The sequence below is a fragment of the Pseudomonas sp. NPDC087336 genome, from assembly GCF_044744285.1.
Taxonomy (GTDB): domain Bacteria; phylum Pseudomonadota; class Gammaproteobacteria; order Pseudomonadales; family Pseudomonadaceae; genus Aquipseudomonas.
Genome location: NZ_JBIUYA010000001.1, coordinates 502,016 through 528,739, shown reverse-complemented (window position 1 = coordinate 528,739; position 26,724 = coordinate 502,016). Strand labels below are relative to the sequence as shown.

The 26,724-nt window shown below is 60.7% G+C and carries 22 protein-coding genes; 6 read left to right on the top strand and 16 right to left on the bottom strand.

The window, feature by feature from the left end; all coding sequences use genetic code 11:
• Positions 1–47: 47 nt before the first annotated feature.
• Genes trpC through ACIO0C_RS02400 form a run of 3 tightly spaced genes read right to left on the bottom strand, consistent with a single transcriptional unit; the run spans position 48 to position 2,533 of the window.
• Positions 48–884 carry an indole-3-glycerol phosphate synthase TrpC gene (gene trpC / locus ACIO0C_RS02410; protein ID WP_401307291.1) on the bottom strand — a complete coding sequence of 279 codons (837 nt, stop codon included), beginning with the start codon at positions 882–884 and terminating at the stop codon, positions 48–50.
• Positions 881–1,930 (bottom strand): anthranilate phosphoribosyltransferase, encoded by a 1,050-nt coding sequence (trpD, locus tag ACIO0C_RS02405; protein ID WP_401307289.1) that lies wholly within the window; start codon positions 1,928–1,930, stop codon positions 881–883. The genes trpC and trpD overlap by 4 nt, the downstream gene beginning before the upstream one ends.
• Before the next feature lie 9 nt (positions 1,931–1,939).
• A complete protein-coding gene (locus tag ACIO0C_RS02400) occupies positions 1,940–2,533 on the bottom strand; it encodes an aminodeoxychorismate/anthranilate synthase component II (RefSeq protein WP_401307286.1) in 594 nt (197 codons plus the stop codon).
• A gap of 405 nt (positions 2,534–2,938) precedes the next feature.
• Between ACIO0C_RS02400 and estP the strand changes: the two genes are divergently transcribed.
• On the top strand, positions 2,939–4,846 hold the full coding sequence (gene estP, locus ACIO0C_RS02395; protein ID WP_401307284.1) for an esterase EstP: 1,908 nt from the start codon (positions 2,939–2,941) through the stop codon (positions 4,844–4,846).
• 63 nt (positions 4,847–4,909) lie between these two features.
• On the opposite strand, the gene trpE is transcribed toward estP, so the two are convergent.
• The 10 genes from trpE to ACIO0C_RS02345 all read right to left on the bottom strand — a co-directional run bounded on the left by trpE (position 4,910) and on the right by ACIO0C_RS02345 (position 17,084).
• Complete coding sequence (trpE, locus tag ACIO0C_RS02390) at positions 4,910–6,391, bottom strand: anthranilate synthase component I (RefSeq protein WP_401307281.1); 1,482 nt, start codon at positions 6,389–6,391, stop codon at positions 4,910–4,912.
• A gap of 69 nt (positions 6,392–6,460) precedes the next feature.
• On the bottom strand, positions 6,461–7,279 hold the full coding sequence (locus tag ACIO0C_RS02385) for a phosphoglycolate phosphatase (RefSeq protein ID WP_180202452.1): 819 nt from the start codon (positions 7,277–7,279) through the stop codon (positions 6,461–6,463).
• The gene (gene rpe / locus ACIO0C_RS02380) at positions 7,276–7,950 is read right to left on the bottom strand and encodes a ribulose-phosphate 3-epimerase (RefSeq protein ID WP_033044299.1); all 675 of its coding nucleotides are present in this window, start codon (positions 7,948–7,950) and stop codon (positions 7,276–7,278) included. The genes ACIO0C_RS02385 and rpe overlap by 4 nt, the downstream gene beginning before the upstream one ends.
• A gap of 80 nt (positions 7,951–8,030) precedes the next feature.
• Complete coding sequence (locus tag ACIO0C_RS02375) at positions 8,031–9,179, bottom strand: iron-containing alcohol dehydrogenase (protein WP_401307276.1); 1,149 nt, start codon at positions 9,177–9,179, stop codon at positions 8,031–8,033.
• A 143-nt stretch (positions 9,180–9,322) separates the two neighbouring features.
• Complete coding sequence (locus tag ACIO0C_RS02370) at positions 9,323–10,147, bottom strand: ABC transporter permease (RefSeq protein WP_008061581.1); 825 nt, start codon at positions 10,145–10,147, stop codon at positions 9,323–9,325.
• Between the two features lie 12 nt (positions 10,148–10,159).
• On the bottom strand, positions 10,160–11,407 hold the full coding sequence (locus tag ACIO0C_RS02365; RefSeq protein WP_401307273.1) for an ABC transporter permease: 1,248 nt from the start codon (positions 11,405–11,407) through the stop codon (positions 10,160–10,162).
• A gap of 180 nt (positions 11,408–11,587) precedes the next feature.
• Positions 11,588–12,631, bottom strand: coding sequence for an ABC transporter substrate-binding protein (locus ACIO0C_RS02360; protein WP_008061579.1), 1,044 nt, complete (start codon positions 12,629–12,631; stop codon positions 11,588–11,590).
• A gap of 48 nt (positions 12,632–12,679) precedes the next feature.
• A complete protein-coding gene (locus ACIO0C_RS02355) occupies positions 12,680–13,804 on the bottom strand; it encodes an ABC transporter ATP-binding protein (protein ID WP_008061578.1) in 1,125 nt (374 codons plus the stop codon).
• Positions 13,805–14,054: 250 nt separating this feature from the next.
• On the bottom strand, positions 14,055–14,684 hold the full coding sequence (locus ACIO0C_RS02350; protein ID WP_008061576.1) for a response regulator transcription factor: 630 nt from the start codon (positions 14,682–14,684) through the stop codon (positions 14,055–14,057).
• Positions 14,685–17,084, bottom strand: a complete 2,400-nt coding sequence (locus ACIO0C_RS02345) for a PAS domain S-box protein (protein ID WP_401307268.1) — start codon at positions 17,082–17,084, stop codon at positions 14,685–14,687. It lies immediately after the preceding gene.
• A gap of 73 nt (positions 17,085–17,157) precedes the next feature.
• Between ACIO0C_RS02345 and ACIO0C_RS02340 the strand changes: the two genes are divergently transcribed.
• Complete coding sequence (locus ACIO0C_RS02340) at positions 17,158–18,150, top strand: alpha/beta hydrolase family protein (RefSeq protein ID WP_401307265.1); 993 nt, start codon at positions 17,158–17,160, stop codon at positions 18,148–18,150.
• A 59-nt stretch (positions 18,151–18,209) separates the two neighbouring features.
• On the opposite strand, the gene ACIO0C_RS02335 is transcribed toward ACIO0C_RS02340, so the two are convergent.
• From ACIO0C_RS02335 to ACIO0C_RS02325, 3 genes are read right to left on the bottom strand one after another with little or no spacing between them, the layout of a single operon-like run.
• Positions 18,210–18,977, bottom strand: coding sequence for a DnaJ domain-containing protein (locus ACIO0C_RS02335; RefSeq protein WP_401307263.1), 768 nt, complete (start codon positions 18,975–18,977; stop codon positions 18,210–18,212).
• Position 18,978: 1 nt separating this feature from the next.
• Entirely contained in the window at positions 18,979–19,650 is a 672-nt protein-coding gene (gene murU, locus ACIO0C_RS02330) for an N-acetylmuramate alpha-1-phosphate uridylyltransferase MurU (protein ID WP_401307260.1), read from the bottom strand.
• Entirely contained in the window at positions 19,647–20,666 is a 1,020-nt protein-coding gene (locus ACIO0C_RS02325; protein ID WP_401307257.1) for an aminoglycoside phosphotransferase family protein, read from the bottom strand. The genes murU and ACIO0C_RS02325 overlap by 4 nt, the downstream gene beginning before the upstream one ends.
• A gap of 130 nt (positions 20,667–20,796) precedes the next feature.
• Here ACIO0C_RS02325 and ACIO0C_RS02320 point away from each other — a divergent pair, with 130 nt between their 5' ends.
• The 4 genes from ACIO0C_RS02320 to rsmA are packed head-to-tail and all read left to right on the top strand — an operon-like array spanning position 20,797 to position 26,693.
• The gene (locus ACIO0C_RS02320; protein ID WP_401307254.1) at positions 20,797–23,595 is read left to right on the top strand and encodes an LPS-assembly protein LptD; all 2,799 of its coding nucleotides are present in this window, start codon (positions 20,797–20,799) and stop codon (positions 23,593–23,595) included.
• Positions 23,576–24,892 carry a peptidylprolyl isomerase SurA gene (gene surA / locus ACIO0C_RS02315; RefSeq protein ID WP_401307251.1) on the top strand — a complete coding sequence of 439 codons (1,317 nt, stop codon included), beginning with the start codon at positions 23,576–23,578 and terminating at the stop codon, positions 24,890–24,892. Before ACIO0C_RS02320 ends, surA begins: the two co-directional genes overlap by 20 nt.
• On the top strand, positions 24,889–25,878 hold the full coding sequence (pdxA, locus tag ACIO0C_RS02310; RefSeq protein WP_401307249.1) for a 4-hydroxythreonine-4-phosphate dehydrogenase PdxA: 990 nt from the start codon (positions 24,889–24,891) through the stop codon (positions 25,876–25,878). Before surA ends, pdxA begins: the two co-directional genes overlap by 4 nt.
• Positions 25,875–26,693: a 16S rRNA (adenine(1518)-N(6)/adenine(1519)-N(6))-dimethyltransferase RsmA gene (rsmA, locus tag ACIO0C_RS02305; protein WP_008061562.1), complete on the top strand. Its 819-nt coding sequence runs from the start codon at positions 25,875–25,877 to the stop codon at positions 26,691–26,693. Before pdxA ends, rsmA begins: the two co-directional genes overlap by 4 nt.
• The last annotated feature ends 31 nt before the right edge of the window (positions 26,694–26,724 follow it).

Sequence of the window (26,724 nt, the reverse complement as noted above, 5' to 3'; positions counted from 1 at the left end):
GGCAAGCCCGCTCCCACAGGGGAACAGGGCTGCCTGCAATGACCGGATCAGTCGAGCGTAGAACCGCTGACAGGAATGCCGCGTTCAGGGAAGAACAGGCGCTGCAGTTCAGTGCCCGGATTTTCGGCGCGCATGAATGCCTCGCCAACCAGGAACGCGTAGACGTCGCTGATTTCCATCAACTCGACATCGGCGCGATTGAGGATGCCGCTTTCGGTGATCACCAGACGATCGCGCGGGATTCGCGGCAACAGGTCGAGGGTGGTTTCCAGGCTGACTTCGAAGGTGTGCAGGTTGCGGTTGTTGATGCCAACCAGCGGGGTGTCGAGGGTTTTCAAGGCCCGCTCCAGCTCATCGCCATCGTGCACTTCCACCAGCACATCGAGGTTGACGCTTTTGGCCACCGCCGCCAGTTCGGCCATTTTCACGTCATCCAGGGCGGAGACGATCAACAGCACGCAGTCGGCGCCGAGGGCACGGGCTTCGACGATCTGATACGGATCGATCATGAAGTCCTTGCGGATGACTGGCAGGTTGCACGCAGCACGAGCCTGCTGCAGGTACGCATCGGCGCCCTGAAAATAATCGATGTCGGTCAGCACGGAAAGACAGGTCGCCCCGCCCTTCTCGTAACTCTTGGCAATGTCGGCAGGAACGAAGTTCTCGCGGATCACGCCTTTGCTCGGCGACGCTTTCTTGATTTCAGCAATGACTGCCGGCTCTTTCAGCTTGGCCTGAGCCAGCAAAGCCTTGGCAAAACCCCGGGGTGCATCGGCCGCCTTGGCCAGACTTTCCAGCTCGCCCAGGCTCACACGGGCGCTACGCTCGGCGACCTCCTGAACTTTGCGGGCCAGAATGTTTTCCAGAACCGTCGGTACACTCATCCCTCATTCTCCACTTTGAATACCGCGGTAAATGCACCCAGCTCCTCGAGTTTCTCCCGAGCGAGGCCGGTGTGCAGCGCATCGTGCGCCAGGGCAACGCCTTCTTTCAAACTGCTGGCATGATCGGCCGCATACAGCGCGGCACCGGCATTGAGCATGATCATTTCGGCAGCTTTCTGACCGTTTTCGGTCTTGCGCTTGCCCAGGGCGTCGCGGATCAACTCCAGGGACGCCGCCGGGCTTTCCACCGCCAGGCCATGCAGGCTCTGGCTCTTCATGCCCAGATCTTCCGGCTCGACCCAATATTCAGTGATCTGGTCGTTTTTCAGTTCCGCGACAAAGGTCGGTGCCGCCAGGCTGAACTCGTCCAGGCCATCCTTTGAATGCACCACCAGTACATGCTTGCTGCCCAAACGCTGCAACACTTCAGCAAGCGGCCGGCACAACGCCTGGGTGAAGACACCCACTACCTGATGTTTCACACCGGCCGGATTCGTAAGCGGGCCAAGCATGTTGAACAGAGTACGCAAGCCAAGCTCCTTGCGCGGGCCGGCGGCGTGCTTCATGGCACTGTGATGAGTCTGGGCAAACATGAAACCGATGCCGACGTTATCGATGCAGCGCGCCACTTGGACCGGGGTCAGGTTCAGGTAGATTCCGGCCGCCTCCAGCAAATCGGCACTGCCGCTTTTACCCGAAACCGCGCGATTGCCGTGCTTGGCCACCGTGCAACCGGCCGCCGCGACCACGAAAGACGACGCGGTCGACACGTTGAAGATGTTGGCACCGTCACCGCCAGTGCCGACCACATCGACTACACCGTCGAGAGTCTTTAGTTCGACCTTGTCCGCCAGCTCACGCATGACCGACACCGCACCGACGATTTCGTCGATGCTTTCGCTCTTCATGCGCATGGCCATCATGAAGGCGCCGATCTGTGCGTCCGTGCATTGGCCGGTCATGATTTCACGCATCACGTCGCGCATTTCATCAGTGCTGAGGTCAAGCTGCTCGACGATACGGCCCAGGGCTGTCTTGATATTCATGAAAGGTCCTTAGCGCGTGCCGCCGGTTTGTTTGAGGAAGTTGGCAAACAGTTCGTGCCCCTGTTCGGTGAGGATCGACTCAGGGTGGAACTGCACGCCTTCGATGTTCAGGGTCTTGTGGCGCAGGCCCATGATTTCGTCGACTGAGCCGTCTTCCAGTTGGGTCCAGGCGGTCAGCTCGAGGCAATCAGGCAGGGTTTCGCGCTTGACGATCAATGAATGATAGCGGGTAACCGTCAGCGGCTTGTTGAGGCCTTCGAAGACACCTTTGTCTTCGTGGAACACCGGGCTGGTCTTGCCGTGCATGACCTGGCGCGCGCGAACCACATCGCCACCAAAGGCCTGGCCGATGGACTGATGGCCCAGGCAGACACCGAGGATCGGCAGTTTGCCGGCGAAGTGCTTGATGACATCAATCGAGACGCCCGCTTCGGTCGGGGTGCAAGGACCGGGAGAGACGACGATGCGCTCGGGATTGAGGGCTTCGATTTGTGCAACCGTGAGTTCATCGTTGCGCACGACTTTGACATGGGAGCCCAGCTCACCCAGGTATTGCACAACGTTGTAGGTAAAAGAGTCGTAGTTATCGATCATCAGCAACATGGCGTTAAGAACCTCTTGAATTCACTGACTTGATACAGCCTTCGAATGACTTACCCGCAGCGTCCTGCACTTTGGCGGCGCTGGAATCGCGAAGCAAAGGGCAATGTCTTGCGAGTAAAGAAGGCGAAGCGGTAAAGATCCGGCCGGGCCGGTAGAAGGATTCAGGCGCGCCAACGCCAGCGGGCGTGTGCCTTGATGACTTGATCCAGGAGTTTGCTGACGATCAACACGGGGAAGGTCTCATTTATACGTCCAGGCACAGTAACTTAGCTGGGCAGAGCGTGCAATATGGGGCGATCGAAGCCAGTGAAACATTGGGCAGGTTCGCGCCGAATGGCATCAGGCTCTATAGTTTTTTGGCACTGTCGTTTACGCCACTAAAACAAGAAACAAACGGACTTGCTCATGATCAGACAGACGCTGTTTGTACCGCTTGCCGGTTGCCTGCTCGCTATGGCCTGCGCTCAGGCGTTCGCGGCGCCCAACCCTTACTCGAACTTCATCGTCTTCGGTGACAGCCTCAACGACGCGGGGCAGTTTACCGACACGGGCGGCCCTCCCGGCTCGACCCTGCGCTTCACCAACCGGACCGGGCCGACTTATCAGGACGGCAGCGGCGAAGTCCATTCCGCCAACTCAACCCAACTGCTTGGGGGCAGGCTTGGCTTCTCAGATGACCAGACCGCCGCTTCGACTTCAGCCGCACGCGCCGCCCAGGGTCTGCCCGATGGTAACAACTGGGCCGTTGGCGGCTACCGCACCGATCAGATCCTCAATTCAATCACCACCTTATCCGCCACGGGCGAACGTGCACGAGCGGGCTACTTGCCAGCCAACAATTTCCGCGCCGATCCGAACGCTCTGTATTACCTCTCCGGCGGCGGTAACGACTTTCTTCAGGGACGTGTGCAAAGCGGCGCCCAGGCGAATGCCGCAGCGGACCGACTGGCCAACAGCGTTCAGGTTCTGCAATCGGCCGGCGCCCGGTACATCATGGTCTGGCTGCTGCCTGACCTGGGTTTGACACCCGCCATCAATGGCACTCCTCTGCAGGGCCCAACCTCGCAACTGAGTGCGGCCTTCAACCGGCAATTGGTCACTCGGTTGGCGGGCATCGACGCCCAAATCATTCCGTTGAATATTCCACTGTTGTTGCAGGAAACCTTCGCCGATCCGGCGCGATTCGGTTTTGCTACCGACCAGAACCTGACGGCGACTTGCTTCAGCGGCGACGGCTGTACCGAAAACGCTACCTTTGGCATCAACAGCGCCACCCCGGACCCCAGCCAGCTGGTTTATAACGATGGGGTTCATCCGACCGAAGCCGGGCAAAAACTGGTGTCCGATTACGCCTATTCCTTGCTTGCTGCGCCCTGGGAACTGACGCTGCTGCCGGAAATGGCCCACGCCACGCTACGCGCGCATCAGGACGAACTGCGCAGCCAGTGGCAATCCGACTGGGAGAGCTGGCAGGCGGTCGGCCAATGGCGGGCCATTGTGGCCGGGGGTGGCCAGCATCTCGACGTGGACCACCAAAGCAGCGGTGCCGATGCCGATGGCAACGGCTACAGCTTGAACATCGGCGGCAGCTATCGCCTCAATGAAGCCTGGCGCGTGGGTGTGGCGGCAGGCTTCTATCGCCAGAACCTGGAGGCAGGCAACAACGATTCGGACTACAAGCTCAACAGCTACCTGGCCACGGCATTCGCCCAGTACCAGCAGAACCGTTGGTGGGCCGATGCCGCATTGACCGGCGGCAAGCTGGATTACGACGATCTCAAACGCAAATTCGATCTAGGCGCGGGTGAAGGTGCGGAGAAAGGCGATACCGACGGCAATCTCTGGGCCTTCAGCACACGCCTGGGCTATGACATTGCGCAGTCGGGCAGTGAGTGGCACCTGTCGCCGTTCATCAGCGCCGATTACGCCAAAGTGGAAGTCGACGGTTACTCGGAAAATACCAGTCGCTCCACGGCGCTGACCTTTGATGATCAGAAACGCGATTCGAAACGTCTCGGCGCCGGGCTGCAGGGTAAGTACCAGATCACCTCACAGACCCAAGTGTTTGGTGAATATGCCTACGAGCGTGAGTATGAGGATGACGTGCAGAAGGTGAACATTGCCCTCAATAGCTTGCCGACCCTCGGCTTCACGCTAGATGGCTATACACCACAGAGTCATTTGAATCGCGTGAGCCTGGGGGTCAGCCACAACTTGACGGCCGATCTTGCGTTGCGTGGCGGGTACACCTTGCGCAAGGACGATGACTTTACCCAGCAAGGGATTACCGTTGGGGTCGCGCTGGATTTCTGATCTTCAGTAAACCACAGGCACAAAAAAACGCGGCGCCTTCTCAGGTGCCGCGTTTGTCATGGATCAGTTTTCCGGGGTTTGTTCCGCCAGGGCCACCGCACGGAACATCGCACGGCGTTTGTTCAGGGTTTCTTCCCACTCCAGCGCCGGCACCGAGTCGGCGACGATGCCGCCACCAGCCTGCACATGCAGTTCGCCGTTCTTGATCACCGCCGTACGGATCGCAATGGCGGTGTCCATGTTGCCGTTCCAGGCAAAGTAGCCGACGGCGCCGCCGTAGACACCGCGCTTGACCGGTTCCAGTTCGTCGATGATTTCCATCGCGCGGATCTTCGGTGCGCCGGACAAAGTGCCCGCTGGCAGGATCGCCCGCAGTGCGTCCATCGCCGTCAGACCGGCCTTCAATTGACCGGTGACGTTGGACACGATGTGCATCACGTTGGAATAGCGCTCGATGACCATTTTCTCGGTGAGCTTCACCGAACCGATCTCCGATACGCGACCGGTGTCGTTGCGACCGAGGTCGATCAGCATCAGGTGCTCGGCGATTTCCTTGTCGTCCGACAGCAGGTCTTTTTCCAGCTCCAGGTCGGCCTCTTCGTTAGCCCCGCGTGGACGGGTGCCGGCGATCGGGCGCACGGTGATCAGGTTGTCTTCGACCCGCACCAGCACTTCCGGCGAACTGCCGACGACGTGGAAGTCGCCGAAGTTGAAGAAGTACATGTAAGGCGTCGGGTTGAAGCAGCGCAACGCCCGGTACAGATCGATGGGTGCTGCCTTGAAGTCGATCGACATACGCTGGGACGGTACGACCTGCATGCAGTCACCGGCCAGGATGTATTCCTTGATGGTGTCGACGGCTTTTTCGTAATCGTTCTGGGTGAAGCTGGAGCGAAACACCGGGTCAGCCGCTTGCTGCTTGCTGAAATCCAGACCACGGCGTGGGGTGATTGGCTGACGGAGTTTTCCCAGCAGCTCTTCCAGGCGCGCTCGACCTTGCTCGAAGGCGTCTTCCTGCGCCGGGTCGGCCAGGACGATGGCGTGCATCTTGCCGGCCAGGTTGTCGAACACCACCACGGCGTCGGACACCATCAGCAGAATGTCCGGTACGCCCAACGGGTCCGGGTTCGGGCACTTGCCCAGACGCTTTTCCACATAACGCACGCAGTCGTAACCGAAATAGCCCACCAGGCCGCCGTTGAAACGCGGCAGGCCGGCGATGGTCGGTACGTTGTAACGGGCCTTGAAAGCCTCGACGAAGGCCAGCGGGTCTTCTACCTCATGGCTTTCAGTCTCAACACCGTCGATGGTCACGCTGACGTGATGGTCATGCACCCGCAGCACGGTGCGGCACGGCAGGCCGATGATCGAGTAACGGCCCCACTTCTCGCCGCCCTGCACGGACTCCAGCAAATAGGAGTTGGGCTCGTCGGCCAGTTTCAGGTAGATCGACAGCGGCGTGTCGAAGTCGGCCAGGGTTTCGCAGGCAAGCGGGATGCGGTTATAGCCGGCAGCGGCCAAACGCAGGAATTCTTCGCGGATCATGAGGTGCCTCGTGGCTTGAGGGTCAAACAGTCAGGTATGCAAACGCGCCGGACAACCGGCCAGGATCAGTCAGGCGCGCCAACGCCAGCGGGCCAGGGCCTTGATGACTTTCATCCAGAGTTTGCGAGTGACCACCACGATGGCGTTTCCAGAAGGGGGTTGAACAGCGTCGGCCAACGTTATCTCAGCGGCCGGGTCCAGGCAACCGGGAATTAGCTTGCGCAGGTCGTCGATCACCAGGGCCGGCAATTCTTCGGCGATCGGACGGCCGTGGTTATAGCCGTAGCTCAAGGCCACGCACTTGACCCCCGCCGCTTTCGCCGCCTGCACATCACTGCGCGAGTCGCCAACGAACAAGGATTGCGAAGCCGGGATATTGGCCATCTTCATCACGAAAAACAGCGCGGCCGGGTCGGGTTTTTTCTGTGGCAGGGTGTCGCCGCCGATGATCCACTTGAAATATCGGCCGATCTTCATCTGGTCCAGCAGCGGCGCGACGAAGCGCTCCGGCTTGTTGGTAATCAGCGCCATCTCGACGCCCTGCTTTTGTAGCCACTTGAGGGTATCGCGCACGCCGGGGTAAACCACGGTCAAACCATGGCTATCGGCATAGGCCTGCATGAAAATCTCCAGCGCACTGTCAGCCTCGGCGTCATCGACCGTCGAATGGTCGATACCGCCGGCCAGGGCTCGGCGCACCAGCACCGGCGCGCCATTACCCACCCATTCACGCACCGCTTCGATACCTGCCGGTGCGCGACCGAGCTTGAGCAGCATCTTGTCCACAGCCACCGCCAGGTCCGGGACCGAGTCGACCAAGGTGCCATCGAGATCGAACATCACCAGCCGTGGCAGGCGTCCCGGGAACAGCTGCTCAAAGCCACTCATGGGCGAGCCAGCGCCAGTTCGGAACGCATTTTTTCAATCACTTCCTGGTAGTTCGGTGCATTGAAGATCGCCGAACCGGCAACGAAGGTGTCGGCACCCGCCGCAGCGATTTCACGAATGTTGTTCACGTTGACGCCGCCGTCGATTTCCAGGCGAATGTCACGACCCGACGCGTCGATCAGCGCCCGCGCCTCACGCAGCTTGTCGAGGGTGCCAGGGATGAACTTCTGCCCGCCGAAGCCCGGGTTGACGCTCATCAGCAGGATCATGTCGACCTTGTCCATCACGTACTTGAGCACGTCCAGCGGCGTCGCCGGGTTGAACACCAGGCCCGACTTGCAGCCGCCCTCGCGAATCAGTTGCAAGGAGCGGTCGATGTGCTGGGTAGCTTCCGGGTGGAAGGTGATGTAGGTCGCGCCGGCTTCGATGAAGTCACCGACGATGCGATCCACCGGGCTGACCATCAGGTGCGCGTCGATCGGCGCGGTCACGCCGTACTTGCGCAGCGCCGAGCAGACCATCGGGCCGATGGTCAGGTTCGGCACGTAGTGGTTGTCCATGACATCGAAGTGCACGAAGTCGGCACCGGCGGCCAGGACGTTGTCCACTTCTTCGCCCAGGCGGGCGAAGTCGGCGGAAAGAATCGACGGAGCAATTACGAAGGGCTGCATGACGCACCTTTTCTGAGCAGAATCACGATGGCGCGCATTGTATACCTCCTGCTTTGGCCGGCGCACCGAAAGCGCGATGATCAGTAGGCCGCCCGGTAGATTTTCTCGATATCGACAGCACTCAGCCGGCGCGGATTATTGCGCATCAGGCGCTCGATCCCCGCCGCCTCCACGGCCATCGCCGCAATGGCATCCTCGGGCACCTCGAAACTGCGCAGTCCTTGGGGGATTTCCACCGCCGCGCACAACGCGGTCATGGCCTCCACGGCTTTGTCGGCCGCTTCATTGGTGCTCAGATGAGCGGTCTTCACCCCCATGGCCTCGGCGATATCCTGCATGCGTTCAACGCAGGCCATCTTGTTCCAGGTCATGACATGAGGCAGTAGCAAGGCATTGCTCACGCCATGGGCAATGTTGAAGCGCCCACCCAGCGGATACGCCAGCGCATGCACCGCACCCACCCCGGCATTGCCGAACGCCATGCCCGCCATCAGGCTGGCGGTGGCCATGTCTTCTCGGGCCTGCAGATTGGACGGGTTGGCGTAGGCCTTGGGCAGCGCCTTGGCTATCAGTTTGATAGCGCCGATGGCCAGGGCGTCGGTAATCGGCGAGGCATTGACCGACAGATAGGATTCGATGGCATGCACCAGTGCATCGACGCCGCTGGCCGCGGTAACACTGCGTGGGCAGGTCAAGGTCATTTGCGGGCTGACCAGCGCCACGTCCGGCAACAGGTAGTCGCTGACGATGCCCTTCTTCAAATGCGCGATCTTGTCGGAAAGGATCGCCACGTTGGTGACTTCCGAGCCCGTGCCGGCGGTGGTTGGAATCGCGATCAGCGGAGGGCCTTTGCGCGGCACCTGGTCGACCCCGAACAAATCTTCGAGTGCGCCGTGGTAGCCGGCGTAGGCCGCCACGCTTTTGGCGATGTCGATGGCACTCCCGCCACCCAGGCCGATCAGGCCGTCATGCCCACCGTCGCGATAAACCCGCATGCAGTCTTCGACGATGGCAATTTCCGGGTCCGGCAGCACCCGGTCGAAGATCTCGTAAGTGCGCCCGCCAAGCTGCGCCAGTGCCAGCTCTACCGTGCCGGACTTGACCAGCGCGGCGTCGGTGACGATCAGCGGGTTATCTATATCCAGGCGCGTCAATTCCGCCGACAGTTGCTCGATGGCCCCTGCACCGGTGATCAGTTTGTGAGCGATTTTGAAGGAGGAAAGACCCATGTGCGCAGCCTCTTATAGATGTGGGAGCTGGGCACAATAGTAGCTGGGGATTTGCGGGTGTCTGGTATTCAAACGGTGAATGACCTGCGCGCTCTGTGCCGATCGTTCCCACGCTCTGCGTGGGAACGATCGTTAACCGGAGATCAGACTTGGGCGGTACGCAGTTTCTCGCTACGCCCACGCAACCATTCCAGGGTCAGCAGCAGGATCACCGAGAAGGCGATCAGCAGCGTCGCGGCGGCGGCGATGGTCGGGCTAAGGTTTTCGCGGATGCCGCTGAACATCTGCCGTGGCAAAGTCGCTTGCTCGGGGCCGGCGAGGAACAGCGTCACCACCACCTCATCGAACGACGTGGCGAAGGCGAACAATGCACCGGAAATCACCCCGGGCGCGATCAACGGCAAGGTCACCCGACGGAACGCCGTCAGCGGCGAAGCACCGAGGCTGGCCGCAGCGCGTACCAGGTTCTGATTAAACCCCTGCAATGTCGCCGACACGGTAATGATCACGAACGGCACGCCCAGCACCGCGTGCACCACGATCAGCGAGAAGAAGCTGTTACCCAGGCCCAACGGCGCAAAGAACAGATAGCTGGCCACACCGATGATCACTACGGGCACCACCATCGGCGAAATGACCAGCGCCATCACCAGGGGTTTGCCGGGGAAGTCGCCACGGGTCAGGCCGATGGCCGCCAGCGTGCCGAACACCATGGCCAGCACCGTAGCGGCCGGTGCGACGATGATGCTGTTCTTCAGGGCGCGCATCCATTCCGCCGAGGCGAAAAAGTCGTGGTACCACTGCAGCGAGAAACCTTGCAGCGGGTACACCAGGAAACTGCCGGAGTTGAACGACAACGGAATGATCACCAGCACCGGCAGAATCAGGAACAACAGGATCAAGCCGCAGAGAATCCGCAAGCTGTAGAACCACACCCGCTCGATGGGCGACATATAAGGACTCAGCATTTCATTCTCCCCTTAGCTCAGGCGCAGGCGGCTCGCGCCCACCAGCCAGCTGTAAATCAGATAAAGCACCACGGTCGCCAGGAGCAACAGGCCGCCGAGTGCGGTCGCCATGCCCCAGTTGATGCTGGTGTTGGTGTAGAAGGCGACAAAGTAGCTGACCATCTGATCGTTCGGGCTGCCCAGCAACGCCGGGGTGATGTAGTAGCCGATGGCGAGGATGAACACCAACAGGCAACCGGCGCCAACACCGGCATAGGTTTGCGGGAAGTACACCCGCCAGAAGCTGGCGAACGGATGACAGCCGAGGGAAATGGCGGCGCGCATGTAGGTCGGCGAGATGCCTTTCATCACGCTGTAGATCGGCAGGATCATGAACGGCAGCAGGATGTGCACCATCGAGATGTAGACACCGATGCGGTTGAACACCAGCTCCAGCGGTTTATCGATGATGCCCAGGGCCATCAAGCCGCTGTTGATCAAGCCACCCGATTGCAGCAACACGATCCACGCGGCAACCCGTACCAGGATCGAGGTCCAGAACGGTAGCAGCACCAGAATCATCAGCAGGTTGCTCTGGCGCGATGGCAGGTTCGCCAACAGGTAAGCCAGGGGATACGCGAGTACCAGGCAGATCACGGTGATGATCAGGCCCATCCAGAAAGTGCGGGCAAAGATGTCGAGGTAGATCGCCTGGTCCGGGGTGGCTGGGGCGATTTCGCCGAGGTCGTCGATGCGGTGATCGACCGCGGCCAGCAGATAGTATGGCGTAATGTTGCTGGTGTTACGGCGTACGGCTTGCCAATAGGCCGGATCGCCCCAGCGCTCGTCGAGCCCTTCCAGCGCCTCTTTATAGGAGGCCGGTTCTGTGGCGAACGGCAAGGCGCGGGCGGTTTTGGTCAGCAGGCTGCGATAGCCGGCCAACTCCATGTTCAGGCGTTTGGACAAATCGCCCAGGGTCTGATTCTTGCGTGCTTCGGCGAGGTCTTCGCTGGCCGCCTTGTAGACAGGTTCGGCAGGCAGGCCCCGGCCGTCCCAGCTGGCAATGGCCGCCACGGTGCGCGGCATGCCGCCGACCACCTCCGGGTTACCCACGCTTTTATAGAGCAGCGCCACGATTGGCACCAGGAACACCAGCAACAGGAACAGCACCAGCGGCGCGATCAACGCCTGGGCCTTCCAGCGGTTGACCCGCTCGGCATGCTTGAGCCGCTGCTTCAAGGTGGGGTCAGTGCCCGCGTTCACGGGAACGGCGATAGCCATGGCGTACTCCGGAAATCTTTTGATCGTTACAGGGACGGCGATCGCCGCCTCGAACTTTTAGTACTGATCGTTCCCACGCTCTGCGTGGGAACGCATCCAGTGACGCTCTGCGTCACAGGGACGCGGAGCGTCCCGGGCGGCATTCCCACGCAGAGCGTGGGAACGATCATCACCGGGTGGTTATTTTGCAGCCCAGGAATTGAAGCGCTGCTCCAGTTGCTCGCCGTTGTCAGCCCAGAAGCTGACGTCGATCTGCACCTGGTTGGCGATGTTTTCCGGGGTGGTCGGCATGTCTTTCAGGACATCCTTGGCCAGCAACGGTACGGCCTGGGTGTTGGCCGGGCCGTAGGCGATGTTTTCCGAGTAGGTCTTCTGCTGCTGCGGCTGCACCGAGAAAGCGATGAATTTCTTCGCCGCGTCAGCGCGTGCTTTATCCAGGCCTTTTGGAATCGCCCATGCGTCGAAGTCGTAGATGCCGCCGTTCCACACCACTTTCAGGTTGCTTTCTTTCTGCACGGCGGCGATGCGGCCGTTGTAGGCCGAACTCATGACCACGTCACCGGAGGCAAGGTACTGCGGCGGTTGTGCGCCGGCTTCCCACCACTGGATGTTCGGCTTGAGTTCGTCGAGTTTCTTGAACGCGCGGTCCTGACCGTCTTTGCCGGCCAGCACTTTGTAGACGTCTTTGGGCGCAACGCCGTCAGCCATCAGTGCGAACTCCAGGGTGTACTTCGCGCCTTTACGCAGGCCGCGCTTGCCCGGGAACTGCTTGGTGTCCCAGAAATCCGCCCAGCTGGTCGGTGCGGTTTTCAGCTTGTCGGCGTTGTAGGCCAACACGGTCGACCACACAAAGAAACCCACGCCGCATGGCTGGATGGCGCCTTTGACGTAGTCCTCGGTCTTGCCGAACAGGGCCGGGTCGAGTTGCTCGAACATGTCTTCGTCACAACCACGGGACAGCTCTGGCGATTCGACTTCTACCAGATCCCAGGACACGCTCTTGGTGTCGACCATGGCCTTGACCTTGGCCATCTCGCCGTTGTATTCGCCCGCCACGATCTTGCCGTTGCCTGCCGCTTCCCACGGTGCGTAGAAGGCTTTGACCTGCGCCGCCTTGTTCGCACCGCCAAAGGACACCACGGTCAGGTCCGGGCCAGCCGCCATTGCGCTGGCTGCCCCCATCATGCCCAGTGCCAGAGCGGTGAATTTCAGGGATCTCAACATTTATTGTTCTCTCCACGTGCAGGGTTTGTGTTGTTGAAGCCGGGGCGATCAGTTCGCCTCTAGAATTGGATCGAGCGCGCGAACGTGTTCGACCTGCCAGCCAAGCGGAACCACGTCGCCGACAGCAAGCGCAGGATCGAGCTCGGCAATCGGTTGTTTCACGAAGAAGTCAGTCTTGCCACAGACTTCCAGGCGCACCCGGACGTGGTCGCCCAGATAGATGAATTCCGCTACCCGTCCCGAGAAGCGGTTGATGCAGGACTCGCTGGAGCCATTGAGGCTCACGCGTTCCGGACGAATCGACAATGTGACGGGTTCGCCGGTCTTGCCGACATTCACCGCCAGGGCTTCAACTTTTTCACCACGGCCCAGTTCGACCACGCAACGATCGCCGGTCTGGCTGTGCAGACGACCATTGAGGCGGTTGTTTTCGCCAATGAAGTTGGCGACGAAGGTATTTTTCGGCTCTTCATAAAGGGTGCGCGGCGGTGCGATCTGCTGGATTTCGCCTTGATGGAAAACGGCCACACGGTCGGACATGGTCAGGGCTTCGCCCTGGTCATGGGTCACGTAGACCACGGTCACGCCCAGGCGCTGGTGCAGGTGCTTGATTTCCATCTGCATGTGTTCGCGCAACTGTTTATCCAGTGCGCCGAGGGGTTCGTCCATCAGGACCAGTTGCGGCTCGAACACCAGTGCGCGGGCCAGTGCCACGCGCTGCTGCTGGCCACCGGACAGTTGTGCCGGATAACGCTGGGCGAACGCATCGAGCTGCACCATGCTCAGGACTTTTTTGACCTTGTCGCTGACGTCGCTCTTGTTCAAGCCGCGCACGGTCAGCGGGAACGCCAGGTTCTCGGCGACCGTCATGTGCGGGAACAACGCGTAGTTCTGGAACACCATGCCGATGTCACGCTTGTGCGGCGGCACGTTGTTGATGGCGCGTCCGGCCAGCAGGATTTCGCCCGCTGTCGGTGTTTCGAAACCGGCGAGCATCATCAGACTGGTGGTCTTGCCGGAGCCGGACGGCCCGAGCAAGGTGAGGAATTCGCCTTTGCGAATGTCCAGGTTGAGGTCCTTGACGATCAGGTTCTCGCCATCGTAGCTCTTCTGCACTCCACGAAAGCTGACCAGAACATCATTGGCCCCTGCGCTTGAATCGACCTGGCTCATACCCACACCTTTGTTGTTGATGACTGCTGTGGACTAAGCCTAGTGGACGCTGGGACCTGCGCAAATCGGGGGGCAAGAGAGATTCGCCTCAGCCAGATGGAAGGCCGGGGGTAGGGATTGCCCTACAAGGATGGCGCGTTTGGATAGCGGCAGCGGCAAGCTTTCAGCTACAAGCCGCAAGAACAAGCAAAAACGGTTGCTCATGAATGTCGCAAATGGATATGGCGACGCGAATCCCTGTAGGTGTTCTTCAGAGGAGCTTGTGCTCCATCGCATATTTCACCAGTTCGGCCAGCGAGGTGATGTTGAGTTTCTGCATCAACCGCGCCTTGTGGGTGCTGATGGTTTTGCTGCTCAATGCCAGTTGCTGGGCGATCTCGTTGACGTTGGCGCCCTGGGCCAGGCGCTCGAACACGGAAAACTCACGCTCCGAAAGCAATGAGTGCAACGGCCGCGAATCGGTCAGGCCGACTTCGAAGACCATGCGGTCGGCAAGGTCCGGGTCGATGTAACGCCCTCCCGCCGCTACCCGGCGAATGGCCGTCAGCAACAGCGCCGGATCACTGTCCTTGGTGGCATAGCCCGCCGCCCCGACCTTCAAGGCCCGTGCCGCCATCTGCGCCTCGTCGTGCATCGACAACACCAGGATCACCGGTGGATTGTTCAAGGCACGAATCCGCGGGATCGCCTCAAGGCCGTTGACACCCGGCATGGAGATATCCAGCAACACCACTTCGCAGGGCACATGCCGCAAGGTCTCGAGCAGTTGTTCGCCATTGCTCGCCTCCCCCACCACCAGCAAGTCCTTGGCCAGGCCGATCAATTGCTTGATGCCCTCGCGAACGATGGTGTGGTCTTCGGCAACCAGTACACGGATCACTTACGTCTCCTTATCCAGGGGTACTCGCACAGTCAGGGTCGTGCCCTCACCCGGTTCGCTCTCAAGGGACAGTTGCCCGCCCATGATCAACACCCGCTCGCGCATGCCGACCACCCCAAAGGATGTTGGCCTGCCGCTCGCGGCGACAAATCCTACGCCATCATCGCTGACAGTCAGACACAGGTCGTCGCCTTCAAGGGCCAGTGTCAGTTCGACAGTATGCGCCTGGGCGTGACGCATGACATTGGTCAGCGCCTCCTGAAGGATACGAAACAGGCCAATGGCCTTGGCATCGCTGAGCACCGGTAAATTTTCCGGCACCTGTACCAGACACGGAATCTGCGTGCGCGCCTCGAAGCGGCGCGCCTGCCACTCGATGGCCGAAGCTATCCCGGCATCGAGAATCGGTGGTCGCAACGCCGTCGCCACATCACGTACCAGTTGAAACAGCTGGGCGATCAACCGTTTCATGCTGTTCAGGCGCTCGTTCAATCCGGGGTCGAGTTGCGCATAAGCCAGCTCGCACATGGACGTTTCCAGCTTGAGCACCGTCAACATCTGGCCCAGTTCGTCGTGAACTTCCCGGGCAATGCGCGCCTTTTCCTCTTCGCGCACGCTCTCCAGGTGCGCGGACAATTCGCGTAACTGCTCGCGCGAGCTGGCCAGTTCCAGTTCGATGCGCTTGCTCTCGCTGATGTCCCAGACAATGCCATCCCAGACGTAGGCGCCGCCTTCGAGTCGGCGGGTAATCGCCTTGATTTCCGCCCAGCGTTGCTCCCCCTGACGCGTGAGAATCCTCCCTTGCCAGGACCAGTCGCTGTCAGTGTCCAGCGCATGGTCCTGGGTCTGGTGATAGCTGGCCTTGTCGTCTGGGTGCACCAGGCTGCGCAGGCCTTTGTCACGATGGGCCAGGGTGGCTGGCGAATAACCCACCAGACTCTTGCTGCCTTCACTGATGTAGGCAAAGTCGATCTGGCCTGTCACCGGCGCCCGCTCCAGGCGAAAGACCAGGCCCGGCACATTTGCCGCGATCCCTTGCAAGCGTGCTTCACTTTCCTGCAACGCCGCCAGGGCGCGCCGACGTTCGGTGACATCGGTCAGGTAGACCACCAGGTACTCACCCTCGCGAAAACGCAGAAAGCTCAAGGAGACATCGGTCGGCAGGATGCTGCCATCGGCCCGCCGGCAATTGGTTTCGAAACTTTGCGGCGTGTCGTCGCTGGCCCTGGCGCGCTTCCACAGGTTCAACCAGCGATCCATGTGCAGGTCGGGCTCAAACTCGATCAACGGCCGGTCGATAATCCCACCGGGCCGATAGCCCAGCATGGTTTCGGCGGCGCGGTTGGCGTAGCGCACGTGGCTGTCCCAATTCACCCAGAGAATGCCGACGGTGCTCTGGTCGATGGAAAACTGCGTGAGTCTCAGGGCCTCTTCGCTGGCGGCGCGCATGGCAATGTCTGCCTGCGCCGCCGCCAGTCGTTGCTCCAGGCTGTGCTGCTGACGCCGTTGCCAGAACACGATGGCCATAGCGCTGAGCGCCAGCACCAACAACAGCAGACAGAGGTTTTGCCAGAACCCCGGGGACTCGCTGAGCCGTGGGTACTTGGGTTGCAGCCACTGGTTGTGCAGCGCCTCCAGGTCCTTGGCCGGGATCGCCCGCAGCGCGCTCTCCACAATAACGGCCAACTCCGGCAGGTCGCGCCGTGTAGCCACCCGCAGCAGCTGTGGCAAGCCGATATCACCGACCACCACCAGCCCGGAGAACTCAGGTTCGACGGACAAGCGCCCCAATTGCGCCTCATCGACCACCGCGTAGGCGGCTTGCTGGCTCAACAACAGTTGCAACGCCTGACGCTCGACCGGTACACCCTGCAGGTTCAGATGCGGATAGTTGCCGCGCAAGTAGTCTGCGGTGGCACTGGGCATGCGTACCGCGACGCGGGTATGGCTGTCGAGTTTTTCCAGCTCCACCGCACCGGTGCTTTTCTGGTCGCTGACCACCAGTTGCGGCACCCGCATGTACGGATCGGAAAACTGCCAGAGGCGCAGGCCGCCAGGGGTCTGGGTCAACCCTGGGGCGAGATCGATTTCGCCGGCGCGCGCGGCCGCTTCCAATTGCTCGAGATCGGGAAAGTTGCGCCAGCTCAATTCGACCTTGAGCGACCTGGCCAGCCACTTCATCAGCTCGACATTGACCCCCGACAGGCGCTGCAAGCGGCGGTCGTACTGAGCGTAGGGCGCTTGCAACACCAACCCCACCCGCAGATCGCCCTGCTGCGCCAGCCATTGTTGCTGGCCTGCCGACAAGGGCGCGACATGCGCCGGTGGCGCGGCCGCCGCCCAGCCCATCAAGGGCAACCACAAACAGCCGATAACCCACAGGCAGCGAAAACGCATCATCGAACTCTCACACACTGACAAAAACTGACCAACCCATTAGGCTGCCGGAATTACTTCTGGCCTGGAATATCCGATGCTCCCTGTCTACCGCCTGGCACTGCCAGCATTGTGCCTGTCGCTGATCCTGCCATGGGCTTTTTCCGTTGAGGCGGCTGACCCGACGCCTGCCGCAGCAGAAAAACCCGCCGAAGAAAAACCACTCGAACGCCAGCCATTGCCTGAGCGTAGTCAGGAAGAAGCCAATGCACTGGAGCGAACTATTCCGCTCCAGGAACAGCAACAACTGCAAGCGGGCAGCGATACCTTCCTGGCCCTGTGGAAGCCGGCCAACTCCGCTGACCCCAAAGGCGCTGTCATTATCATCCCCGGCGCTGGCGAAACCGTTGACTGGCCGCAAGCAATCGGCCCGTTGCGCCGCCAATTGCCGGATGCCCAATGGAGCAGCCTGAGTATCACCCTGCCTGATTTGCAAAGTGATGCCATGGCGCCGCGCGTGGTGGAAGCCGCTCCAGCAGCCAAGGCGCCAGATGTCGGCAGCAAAGACTCAACCACTGCGGCCCCCATCGAACAGGCGGCGGGCGGCGAAGCCGAGGTGGCGGACAAGGCCGTCGCCGAAACCGCCGACGAACAGACCAAGGCTGACGCCGAGCGAATCTTCGCCCGCATCGATGCGGCCATCGCTTTTGCCGAACAGCAAAGCGCTCGCAGCATCGTGGTGCTGGGGCATGGCACTGGCGCCTATTGGGCCGCACGGTATCTGAGCGAGAAGCAGACGGCACAAGTCGAGCGCTTCGTCATGGTCGCCGCGCAGACGCCGGCCAAAGTGACACCTGAACTGGACGAACTCGCACCAACCCTCAAGCTGCCCACCGCCGACCTCTTCTATATGGATAAGCCGCTGGACCGCAACGCGGCACTGGCCCGCTTGCAAGCCAGCAAACGCTTGAAGACTTCGGCCTTCAGCCAGGTTTCGCTCAAGGCTTTGCCAGGCAATAACAAGGCACAACAGGAACAATTGGTGCGCCGGGTACGGGGTTGGCTAAATCCGCAAAATGCGGCGGACTGACGGACTGAGTCGCCCCGCTCTCCAGCAAATCCACACCAGGGCGACGCAACTCTTTGCTGTTAGCGAAAATCCCGCCGCTGTCGAATCAACGTATAGGCGTTGTGCAACTCGCGTGTCTTGTCGGTCGCCTCGCGAACCTGCGACGCCGTTGCACCACTGCCGGCAATCTTGTCCGGGTGATGACGACTGAGCAAGCGTCGATAGGCGCGCTTGATCTGGGCGGGCTCACTGGTGGCAGACACCCCCAACAGCCGCAAGGCGTCCTGATAGGTAATAACACTGTTGGCCAACGGACGCTGCTGTGGCTCGTAATCGGCCGCCAACGCCTTGACCTGCCGCTCGCTCCACCCCAGCCAGCCGCCCCACTGGAGTAGCAGTTCACGCTCGCGGATGCCCGCATGACCATCAGCCCAAACCATCCGCCAACAAGCGCGCAACACCCCTTCGGCGGCAAAGGGCTGAGCCCTCAGCCGGCGCAAATGGCCACCCAACCGGTCACTGCCTGATTTGCCACGATTGAACGCGGCAATCGCCCGGCGCTGTGCCGATTCGGACATGTCCAAGGCACGCATCTCCGCGCGAGCCTGCTGGATATGCCCCTCCACAACCCGTCCGTCACACTTGGCCAGGCGCCCCAGCAACACAAACAACAACTCGTCGTTGCGCAGGACAGGTCGCCCCCCGAGCTTTTCACGCAGATGCGCCCAGCTTTGCAGGTGCAGGTGCCGATCCAGCACCTGCCCCAGCAAGGCCCCGAGCATGGCCCCCGGAATACTGGCGATGGCAAAGCCCGCTCCGGCTCCGATCAGAGTCCCTGGCCACAGCATGTCAGCGGCTCGCTTCGATCAGGGTTTCAGCTTCGGCCAGACGCTCGTGGGTGCCGACATCCACCCAAAGCCCCTTCAGGCGTTCGCCGCTCACTTGCCCGTCAGCCATGGCCTTGCGCAACAACGGCGCGAGCTTGAACGCCCCTGCCGAGCAACCATCGAACAACTGTGGATGCAGCACGGCGATACCGCTGTAGGTCAGGGTTGCGGTGTCCGGCTGACCGTCCCGGACCTGGCCGTCTTCCAGGCTGAAGTCTCCAGCGAGATGATGGGGCGGGTTGTCGGCCAGTACCAGATGCGCCAGCCCGGTGATGGGCTGATGCAGCACGCTGAAGTCGTAATCCGTCCAGATGTCACCGTTGACGACCAGGAAAGCTTCGTCACCCAACAACGGCAAGGCGCGGAAGATTCCGCCACCGGTCTCCAGCGGTTCACCTTCGGCCGAGTAGCGAATGCTCACACCGTAGCGCGAGCCATCGCCCAGATAGTCTTCGATCTGCTGACCCAGCCAGGCATGATTGATCACGATCTCGGTAAAGCCCGCCGCCGCCAGGGCTTGCAGGTGATACTCGATCAGCGGCACGCCACCGGCACGAACCAGCGGCTTGGGCGTGGTCAGGGTCAAGGGACGCATGCGCTCGCCCTTGCCTGCCGCCAGAATCATCGCCTTCATGCTGGCACTCCAGCACGCAGGCTGGCCAGCAATACATCTAGTTCAGCCAGCTCAGGACGACGGGCAATCACTGCATCTATATACGCAAAGAAGCGTGGCACATCACCCAGGTAACGCGGCTTACCGTCGCGGTGGCAAATACGGGCGAAGATCCCGATCACCTTGAGGTGACGCTGCACGCCCATCAGGTCGCTGGCGCGCAGGAAGTCTTCGAAGTCGGGCTGCACCGGAATGTCCAGCGCATCTGCTTGCTGCCAGTAATTTTCCAGCCAGCCGCGCACGCGCTCCTCGGGCCAACTGAGGAAGGCATCCTTGAACAGGCAGGTCACGTCATAGGTGACAGGGCCATAAACGGCGTCCTGAAAATCCAGCACACCGGGATTGGGCTCACTGAGCATCAGGTTGCGCGGCATGTAGTCGCGGTGCACCAGGACTTTCGGCTGAGCCAGGGCACTGTCGATCAGCAGATCGCTGACCTGCTGCCAGAGGACTTGCTGCGCCGCATCGAACTCGATGCCCAGCTCATGCTTGACGTACCACTCGGGGAACAATTCCAGCTCACGTCGCAACAACGCCACGTCGTAACTCGGCAGTGGCGCAACCATCGGCAACTGCTGGAATGCCAGCAGCGCTTGCAGGGCATCGGTGAACAAATCGTCGGCGTTTGCGCTGTCGATCACGTCCAGGTACGTCTTGTTGCCCAGGTCATTAAGCAAAAGAAATCCGCGCTCAAGGTCTTCGGCGTAGATCTTCGGCACATTTATTCCGGATTTCGCCAGCAGAAAAGCGATATCCACGAAGGGTTTGCAGTTTTCCTGGGGCGGGGGGGCGTCCATCACGATCAAGCTTCTGCCGGCGCCTTCCCAACGGAAATAGCGCCGAAAACTCGCGTCGCTGCTGGCCGCAGTCAACGTGGCCGGGGGTACGGCACCCCATCCCTGTTGCGCGAAAAGGATTGCCAATTGTTCATCGAGCCAAACTTTCAGGTGTTGCAAACGTAGATCTTGGTCAGGCATTGCAAGGGTCTCCGACGGCGCTAGCCGTCAAGCGGGTCATGCTTTATTATCCAGCATCTTTTTCAGACCATCGAGAGGCGTGCGGCCCACACCGCGGGCAGATGGCACGCAGGAAGCCCGGACTATTAAGATGGCATTGAAATCCCCCGCGTTTCGTAAAAAATTTCCGTTGTTGATGACCGGCAGTTTGCTGGCTCTGCAACCCTTGGCCACCCCTTTCGTGGTCGCCGCAGAACAGTATGACTGCTCGGTCTCTGCTTCGGGTGCCTGGAATTGTGCGCCAAAATCGCCAGCGGCTGCATTGCCTCCGCGTCCAGTCCATGAGGGCAGCGCAGCCAGCACCACCGGCCAGGCACCCGCCGAAACGGGCGCCAGCGAAGACACGGGGGCCAAACCTGCCCTGGTCACCGAATCCAAAGGCCGTGGCCTGAAGTCGCGTAGCGCAGACTACAGCCACCTCGACTGGGTTCCCCGCGAGCAGCTCACTGCAGCACAATTGGCCGAAACCGGTCCTTATTGCTCTGGTTCCTATATCGAACCGATTCGTCCTGGCATGAATGACAAGACGAATAAAAGTGACGCCCCCACCTTTATCGGCGCCAAAGCCTCCCGCTACAAGCAGGATGAGCAAGTCGCCACTCTGGCTGGTGACGTGGTCATGCGCCAGGGCAGCATGCAGGTCGAAGCCGACGAAGCCAACCTGTACCAGGCCGAGAGTCGTGGCGAACTGAGCGGCAACGTGCGCATTCGCGACAACGGCGCACTGATCGTGGGTGACCACGCCGATGTACAGCTCGATACCGGTGAAGCCAAGGTCGATAACGCCGAATACGTGATGCACAAATCGCGCATCCGCGGTAACGCGCTGTACGCCAAACGTGCCGAGAACGCGATCATCCGCCTCAAGGACGGTACGTACACCACGTGCGAGCCGAACAGCAACGCCTGGCAGCTCAAGGGCAACAACATCACCCTGAACCCGGCTACCGGCTTCGGTACGGCGACCAACGTGACACTGCGGGTCAAGGACATTCCGGTCCTGTACACGCCGTATATCTACTTCCCGATCGACGACCGTCGTCAATCCGGCTTCCTGCCGCCGACCATCGGCACCGGCAGCGATACCGGCTTCCTGCTGGTCACGCCGTACTACTTCAACCTGGCACCGAACTACGATGCCACGTTGTACCCACGCTACATGAGCGATCGCGGCCTGTTGATGGAAGGCGAATTCCGCTACCTGACCAAGTCCAGCGAAGGTCAGTTCGGCGCCGCGTACCTCAACGACGAGAACGACGATCGCAAGCTGCAGACCGATTACGAAAAAACCCGCTACATGTACAACTGGCAGCACAAGGGTGGTCTCGACTCGCGTGTACTCTCGGAAGTCGATTACACCAAGATCAGCGACCCCTATTACTTCCAGGACCTGCAAACCGACCAGATCGGTGTGAAAAGCGCCGACTACGTCAACCAGCAGGGTGCCGTGACCTACCGTGGCGACAGCTACACCGCCCGCGTGAATGCCCAGGCTTATCAACTGGCGACTGTGTCGAACATCACGCCTTACGACCGTTTGCCGCAGATCACCTTCAACGGTGCGCTGCCGGAGCGTCCAGGCGGCCTGAACTTCACCTATGACACTGAACTCGTGCGGTTCGACCGGGACTTGAAAAACGGCAACTTCACCGATGAAGACGGCAATGTAGAGCCACGCCTCGACACCAACGTCCAGGGTCTGGCCCGCGCCAATGGCGATCGCCTCAACCTGGCGCCAGCCGTCAGCTACCCGATGGAGGCAAGCTACGGCTTCCTGACGCCAAAACTCAAGTACCAGTACACGCAGTACCAACTGGATCTGGACAGCATCGGGAAAAGCCAGGTTGCCGCGCAAACTGCAGAACAGGACCGGCTCAACGGCACGTTCGACAGCAACCAGAACCGCGGCGTGCCGATTGCAAGCATCGACAGCGGCCTGTATTTCGATCGCAAGACCAGCTGGTTTGGCAAGAACTATAACCAGACCCTCGAACCACGCCTGTTCTACCTCTACGTACCCGAGAAGGACCAGGAAGACATTCCGGTATTCGACACCAGCGAATACACCTTCAGCTATGCATCGCTGTTCCGCGACAACCGTTTCTCTGGCTCCGACCGTGTCGGCGACGAGAACAAACTGTCCCTTGGTGTAACGAGCCGATGGATCGAAGAGAATGGCTTTGAACGTCAACGCATAAGCGTCGGCCAGGCCCTGTACTTCAAGGATCGCGAAGTCCAATTGCCGGGAATCGATGCCAAAACCCGCGAAGACGCGCACTCTGACGTTTCTCCATACGCGCTGGAGTACGAATATCGCTGGAACCGCGACTGGCGCACCACTGCCGATTACAACTGGGACCCGGACAGCCGCAGCCCTCGGTCGGGCAGCGCGATGTTCCACTACCAGCCTGAAGACAACCCGAACAAGGTCATCAACGCCGGCTATCGCTATCGCAATGACCAGGTTCGTTACGACCAGAACTCCGGTACATGGCAAGTGGGCGGCGGTGACTACGGCACCCCGGGCCAGCCTGGCTACGTGAAGGACTACTACAAGATCGAACAGCACGACTTCTCGGTGATCTGGCCGGTCGTGCCGCAATGGAACGTCATCAGCCGCTGGCAGTACGACTACAACCGCAACCGTACCCTGGAAGCCTTCGGTGGTTTCGAGTACGACAACTGCTGCTGGAAACTGCGCCTGATCAACCGTTACTGGGTCGATTATGACGAAACCAGTCAAGACGCGCCGGAAAACGAAAAAGGCGACCATGGCGTCTTCCTCCAAATTGTTCTGAAGGGACTCGGCGGCCTCACGGGCTCCAAAGTAGAGAGTTTCCTCGACAAAGGCATCCAAGGTTATCGTGAACGTGAAGACCAAGCTTTCTGATTGTCTGCGCCCGCTGTTGCTGGGCGCGCTGTTCCTGGGTACCGCGGCCAACGCCGCGGTACAGTCCATCGATAAAGTGGTGGCCATTGTCGACAACGACGTGGTCATGCAGAGCCAACTGGACCAACGGGTTCATGAAGTTCAGCAAACCATCGCCAAGCGCGGCTCCGCCGTGCCACCGGCCAGCGTACTGGAGCAACAGGTGCTCGAGCGCCTGATCGTCGAGAACCTGCAGCTGCAGATCGGCGAACGTTCCGGCATCCGTATCACCGATGAAGAACTAAACCAGGCTGTCGGCACCATTGCCCAGCGCAATAACATGTCGGTGGAGCAATTCCGCGCAGCCCTGACGCGTGACGGCCTGTCCTACGACGACGCACGTGACCAGATTCGTCGCGAAATGGTCATCAGCCGCGTGCGTCAGCGCCGCGTCGCCGAGCGCATCCAGGTCTCCGAGCAGGAAGTGAAGAACTTCCTGGCGTCGGATCTGGGCAAAATGCAGCTGTCCGAAGAGTTCCGCCTGGCCAATATCCTGATTCCTACACCGGAAAGCGCCAACTCCGACGCCATCCAGAATGCCGCCAAGCAGGCCGACGCGGTTTACCAGCAACTCAAGCAAGGTGCTGACTTCGGCCAGCTGGCAATCGCCAAGTCCGCCAGCGAAACCGCACTGGAAGGTGGCGACATGGGCTGGCGTAAAGCCGCTCAGCTGCCACCCCCCTTCGATCGCCTGTTGAGCACCATGGCTGTTGGCGACATCACCCAACCCATGCGCACGCCGGGGGGCTTCATCATCCTGAAGATCACCGACAAGCGTGGCGGTGAGGCCCAGGTGCGTGACGAAGTGCACGTACGCCACATCCTGGTCAAACCAAGCCCGATCCGTGACGAAGCAAAAACCAAGGCCCTGGCCGAATCGCTCTATACCCGCATCGAAGCAGGCGAAGATTTCGGCGAACTGGCAAAAAGCTACTCGGAAGATCCGGGTTCCGCCCTCAATGGCGGCGACCTGAACTGGATCGACCCGAATGTATTGGTTCCGGAATTCCGCGAAGTGATGGCCAAGACCCCGCAAGGTCAGCTGTCCAAGCCATTCCAGACGCAATACGGCTGGCACGTCCTGGAAGTCCTCGGTCGTCGCGCCACCGACAGCACGACCCAGGCTCGCGAACAGCAGGCCATGACCGTGCTGCGTAACCGCAAGTACGACGAAGAGCTGCAAACCTGGCTGCGTCAGATCCGTGACGAAGCGTACGTGGAAATCAAGCTCCCTGGCGCCGACCAGGCAACGCAGTGAAACCCATACGTTTCGCGCTGACACCCGGCGAACCGGCCGGCATAGGTCCCGACCTGTGCCTGCTGCTCGCCGCGCACGCCCAGCCACACCCCCTGATTGCCATCACCAGCCGCGACCTGCTCCTTGAGCGGGCCGCGCAGCTGGGTGTGACTGTCGATGTGCTGCCCGTCACGCCGGACAACTGGCCGGATGTTCCCGCTCCCGCCAACAGCCTGTATGCCTGGGATACACCGCTCAATGCCAAGGTTGTCGCCGGGCAGCTGGACAAGGCTAACGCCGCTTTCGTCCTGGAGACCCTGACCCGCGCTGGCCAGGGCTGCCTGGACGGGCATTTTGCCGGCATGATCACCGCCCCGGTGCACAAGGGCGTGATCAATGAATCCGGTATCGCGTTTTCCGGGCACACGGAATTTCTCGCCGACCTGACCCATACCGCGCAAGTGGTCATGATGCTCGCCACCCGCGGCCTGCGCGTGGCGCTGGTCACCACTCACCTGCCCCTGCGCGAGATTGCCGATGCGATCACGCCGGAGCGTCTGGAACGGGTCACGCGAATCCTGCATAGCGACCTGAAAGAAAAGTTCGGCATCGCCCAGCCACGTATCCTGGTGTGCGGGCTCAACCCCCATGCCGGTGAAGGCGGACACCTGGGCCATGAAGAAATCGATATCATCGAACCCACGCTAGAGCGCCTGCGCGGCGAAGGCATGGACCTACGTGGCCCGTTGCCCGCCGATACTCTGTTTACCCCCAAATATCTGGAGCACTGCGATGCAGTGCTGGCGATGTACCACGACCAGGGCCTGCCTGTGCTGAAATACAAAGGTTTCGGTGCAGCAGTCAATGTGACCCTCGGCTTGCCGATCATCCGCACATCGGTCGACCACGGCACCGCCCTGGACCTGGCCGGCAGTGGCAAGATCGACACCGGCAGCCTGCAAGTCGCCCTGGAAACCGCCTACCAGATGGCCGAGACCCGTTTATGACCGAGCAATACCAACACAAGGCGCGCAAGCGTTTTGGCCAGAACTTTCTGCACGATGCTGGCGTTATCGACCGCATCCTGCGCTCCATCCATGCCAAGGCAGAAGATCGCCTCCTGGAAATCGGCCCTGGCCAGGGTGCGCTGACCCAAGGCCTGCTCAGCAGTGGTGCGCAGCTCGACGTGGTGGAACTGGACAAGGACCTGATCCCGATCCTCAACCAACAGTTCGCCGGCAAGAGCAACTTCAACCTGCATCAGGGTGATGCGTTGAAGTTCGATTTCACCAGCCTGAATGCCGCACCTGGTAGCCTGCGTGTAGTCGGCAACCTGCCGTACAACATCTCTACACCGCTGATTTTCCACCTGCTGCACAACGCCCACCTGATCCGCGACATGCACTTCATGCTGCAGAAGGAAGTGGTCGAGCGTCTGGCGGCAGGGCCTGGCGGCGGTGACTGGGGCCGGCTGTCGATCATGGTCCAGTACCACTGCCGGGTCGAACACCTGTTCAACGTAGGTCCCGGCGCGTTCAATCCACCGCCGAAAGTCGACTCGGCCATCGTGCGCCTGGTACCCCATGCGGTATTGCCGCACCCGGCCAAGGACCACCGCTTGCTGGAGCGCGTCGTGCGCGAGGCCTTCAACCAGCGCCGCAAAACCCTGCGCAACACCCTCAAGCTGTTGCTGAGCAACGCCGAAATCGAAGCCGCTGGCGTCGATGGCAGCTTGCGTCCCGAGCAGCTTGATCTGGCGGCATTCGTACGCCTTGCCGACAAGCTTAGCGAACAAGTCCTACAGAAAGCGGCGGACGCCTGACAGAACTGAAGCGTTATCGGGTAGGACACCA

Bases quoted from the DNA above. Each gene is read 5' to 3' on its own strand.
- trpC (WP_401307291.1), bottom strand. From the start codon at position 884: ATGAGTGTACCGACGGTTCTGGAAAACATTCTGGCCCGCAAAGTTCAG.
- trpD (WP_401307289.1), bottom strand. From the start codon at position 1,930: ATGAATATCAAGACAGCCCTGGGCCGTATCGTCGAGCAGCTTGACCTC.
- ACIO0C_RS02400 (WP_401307286.1), bottom strand. From the start codon at position 2,533: ATGTTGCTGATGATCGATAACTACGACTCTTTTACCTACAACGTTGTG.
- estP (WP_401307284.1), top strand. From the start codon at position 2,939: ATGATCAGACAGACGCTGTTTGTACCGCTTGCCGGTTGCCTGCTCGCT.
- trpE (WP_401307281.1), bottom strand. From the start codon at position 6,391: ATGATCCGCGAAGAATTCCTGCGTTTGGCCGCTGCCGGCTATAACCGC.
- ACIO0C_RS02385 (WP_180202452.1), bottom strand. From the start codon at position 7,279: ATGAGTGGCTTTGAGCAGCTGTTCCCGGGACGCCTGCCACGGCTGGTG.
- rpe (WP_033044299.1), bottom strand. From the start codon at position 7,950: ATGCAGCCCTTCGTAATTGCTCCGTCGATTCTTTCCGCCGACTTCGCC.
- ACIO0C_RS02375 (WP_401307276.1), bottom strand. From the start codon at position 9,179: ATGGGTCTTTCCTCCTTCAAAATCGCTCACAAACTGATCACCGGTGCA.
- ACIO0C_RS02370 (WP_008061581.1), bottom strand. From the start codon at position 10,147: ATGCTGAGTCCTTATATGTCGCCCATCGAGCGGGTGTGGTTCTACAGC.
- ACIO0C_RS02365 (WP_401307273.1), bottom strand. From the start codon at position 11,407: ATGGCTATCGCCGTTCCCGTGAACGCGGGCACTGACCCCACCTTGAAG.
- ACIO0C_RS02360 (WP_008061579.1), bottom strand. From the start codon at position 12,631: ATGTTGAGATCCCTGAAATTCACCGCTCTGGCACTGGGCATGATGGGG.
- ACIO0C_RS02355 (WP_008061578.1), bottom strand. From the start codon at position 13,804: ATGAGCCAGGTCGATTCAAGCGCAGGGGCCAATGATGTTCTGGTCAGC.
- ACIO0C_RS02345 (WP_401307268.1), bottom strand. From the start codon at position 17,084: ATGATGCGTTTTCGCTGCCTGTGGGTTATCGGCTGTTTGTGGTTGCCC.
- ACIO0C_RS02340 (WP_401307265.1), top strand. From the start codon at position 17,158: ATGCTCCCTGTCTACCGCCTGGCACTGCCAGCATTGTGCCTGTCGCTG.
- ACIO0C_RS02335 (WP_401307263.1), bottom strand. From the start codon at position 18,977: ATGCTGTGGCCAGGGACTCTGATCGGAGCCGGAGCGGGCTTTGCCATC.
- murU (WP_401307260.1), bottom strand. From the start codon at position 19,650: ATGAAGGCGATGATTCTGGCGGCAGGCAAGGGCGAGCGCATGCGTCCC.
- ACIO0C_RS02325 (WP_401307257.1), bottom strand. From the start codon at position 20,666: ATGCCTGACCAAGATCTACGTTTGCAACACCTGAAAGTTTGGCTCGAT.
- ACIO0C_RS02320 (WP_401307254.1), top strand. From the start codon at position 20,797: ATGGCATTGAAATCCCCCGCGTTTCGTAAAAAATTTCCGTTGTTGATG.
- rsmA (WP_008061562.1), top strand. From the start codon at position 25,875: ATGACCGAGCAATACCAACACAAGGCGCGCAAGCGTTTTGGCCAGAAC.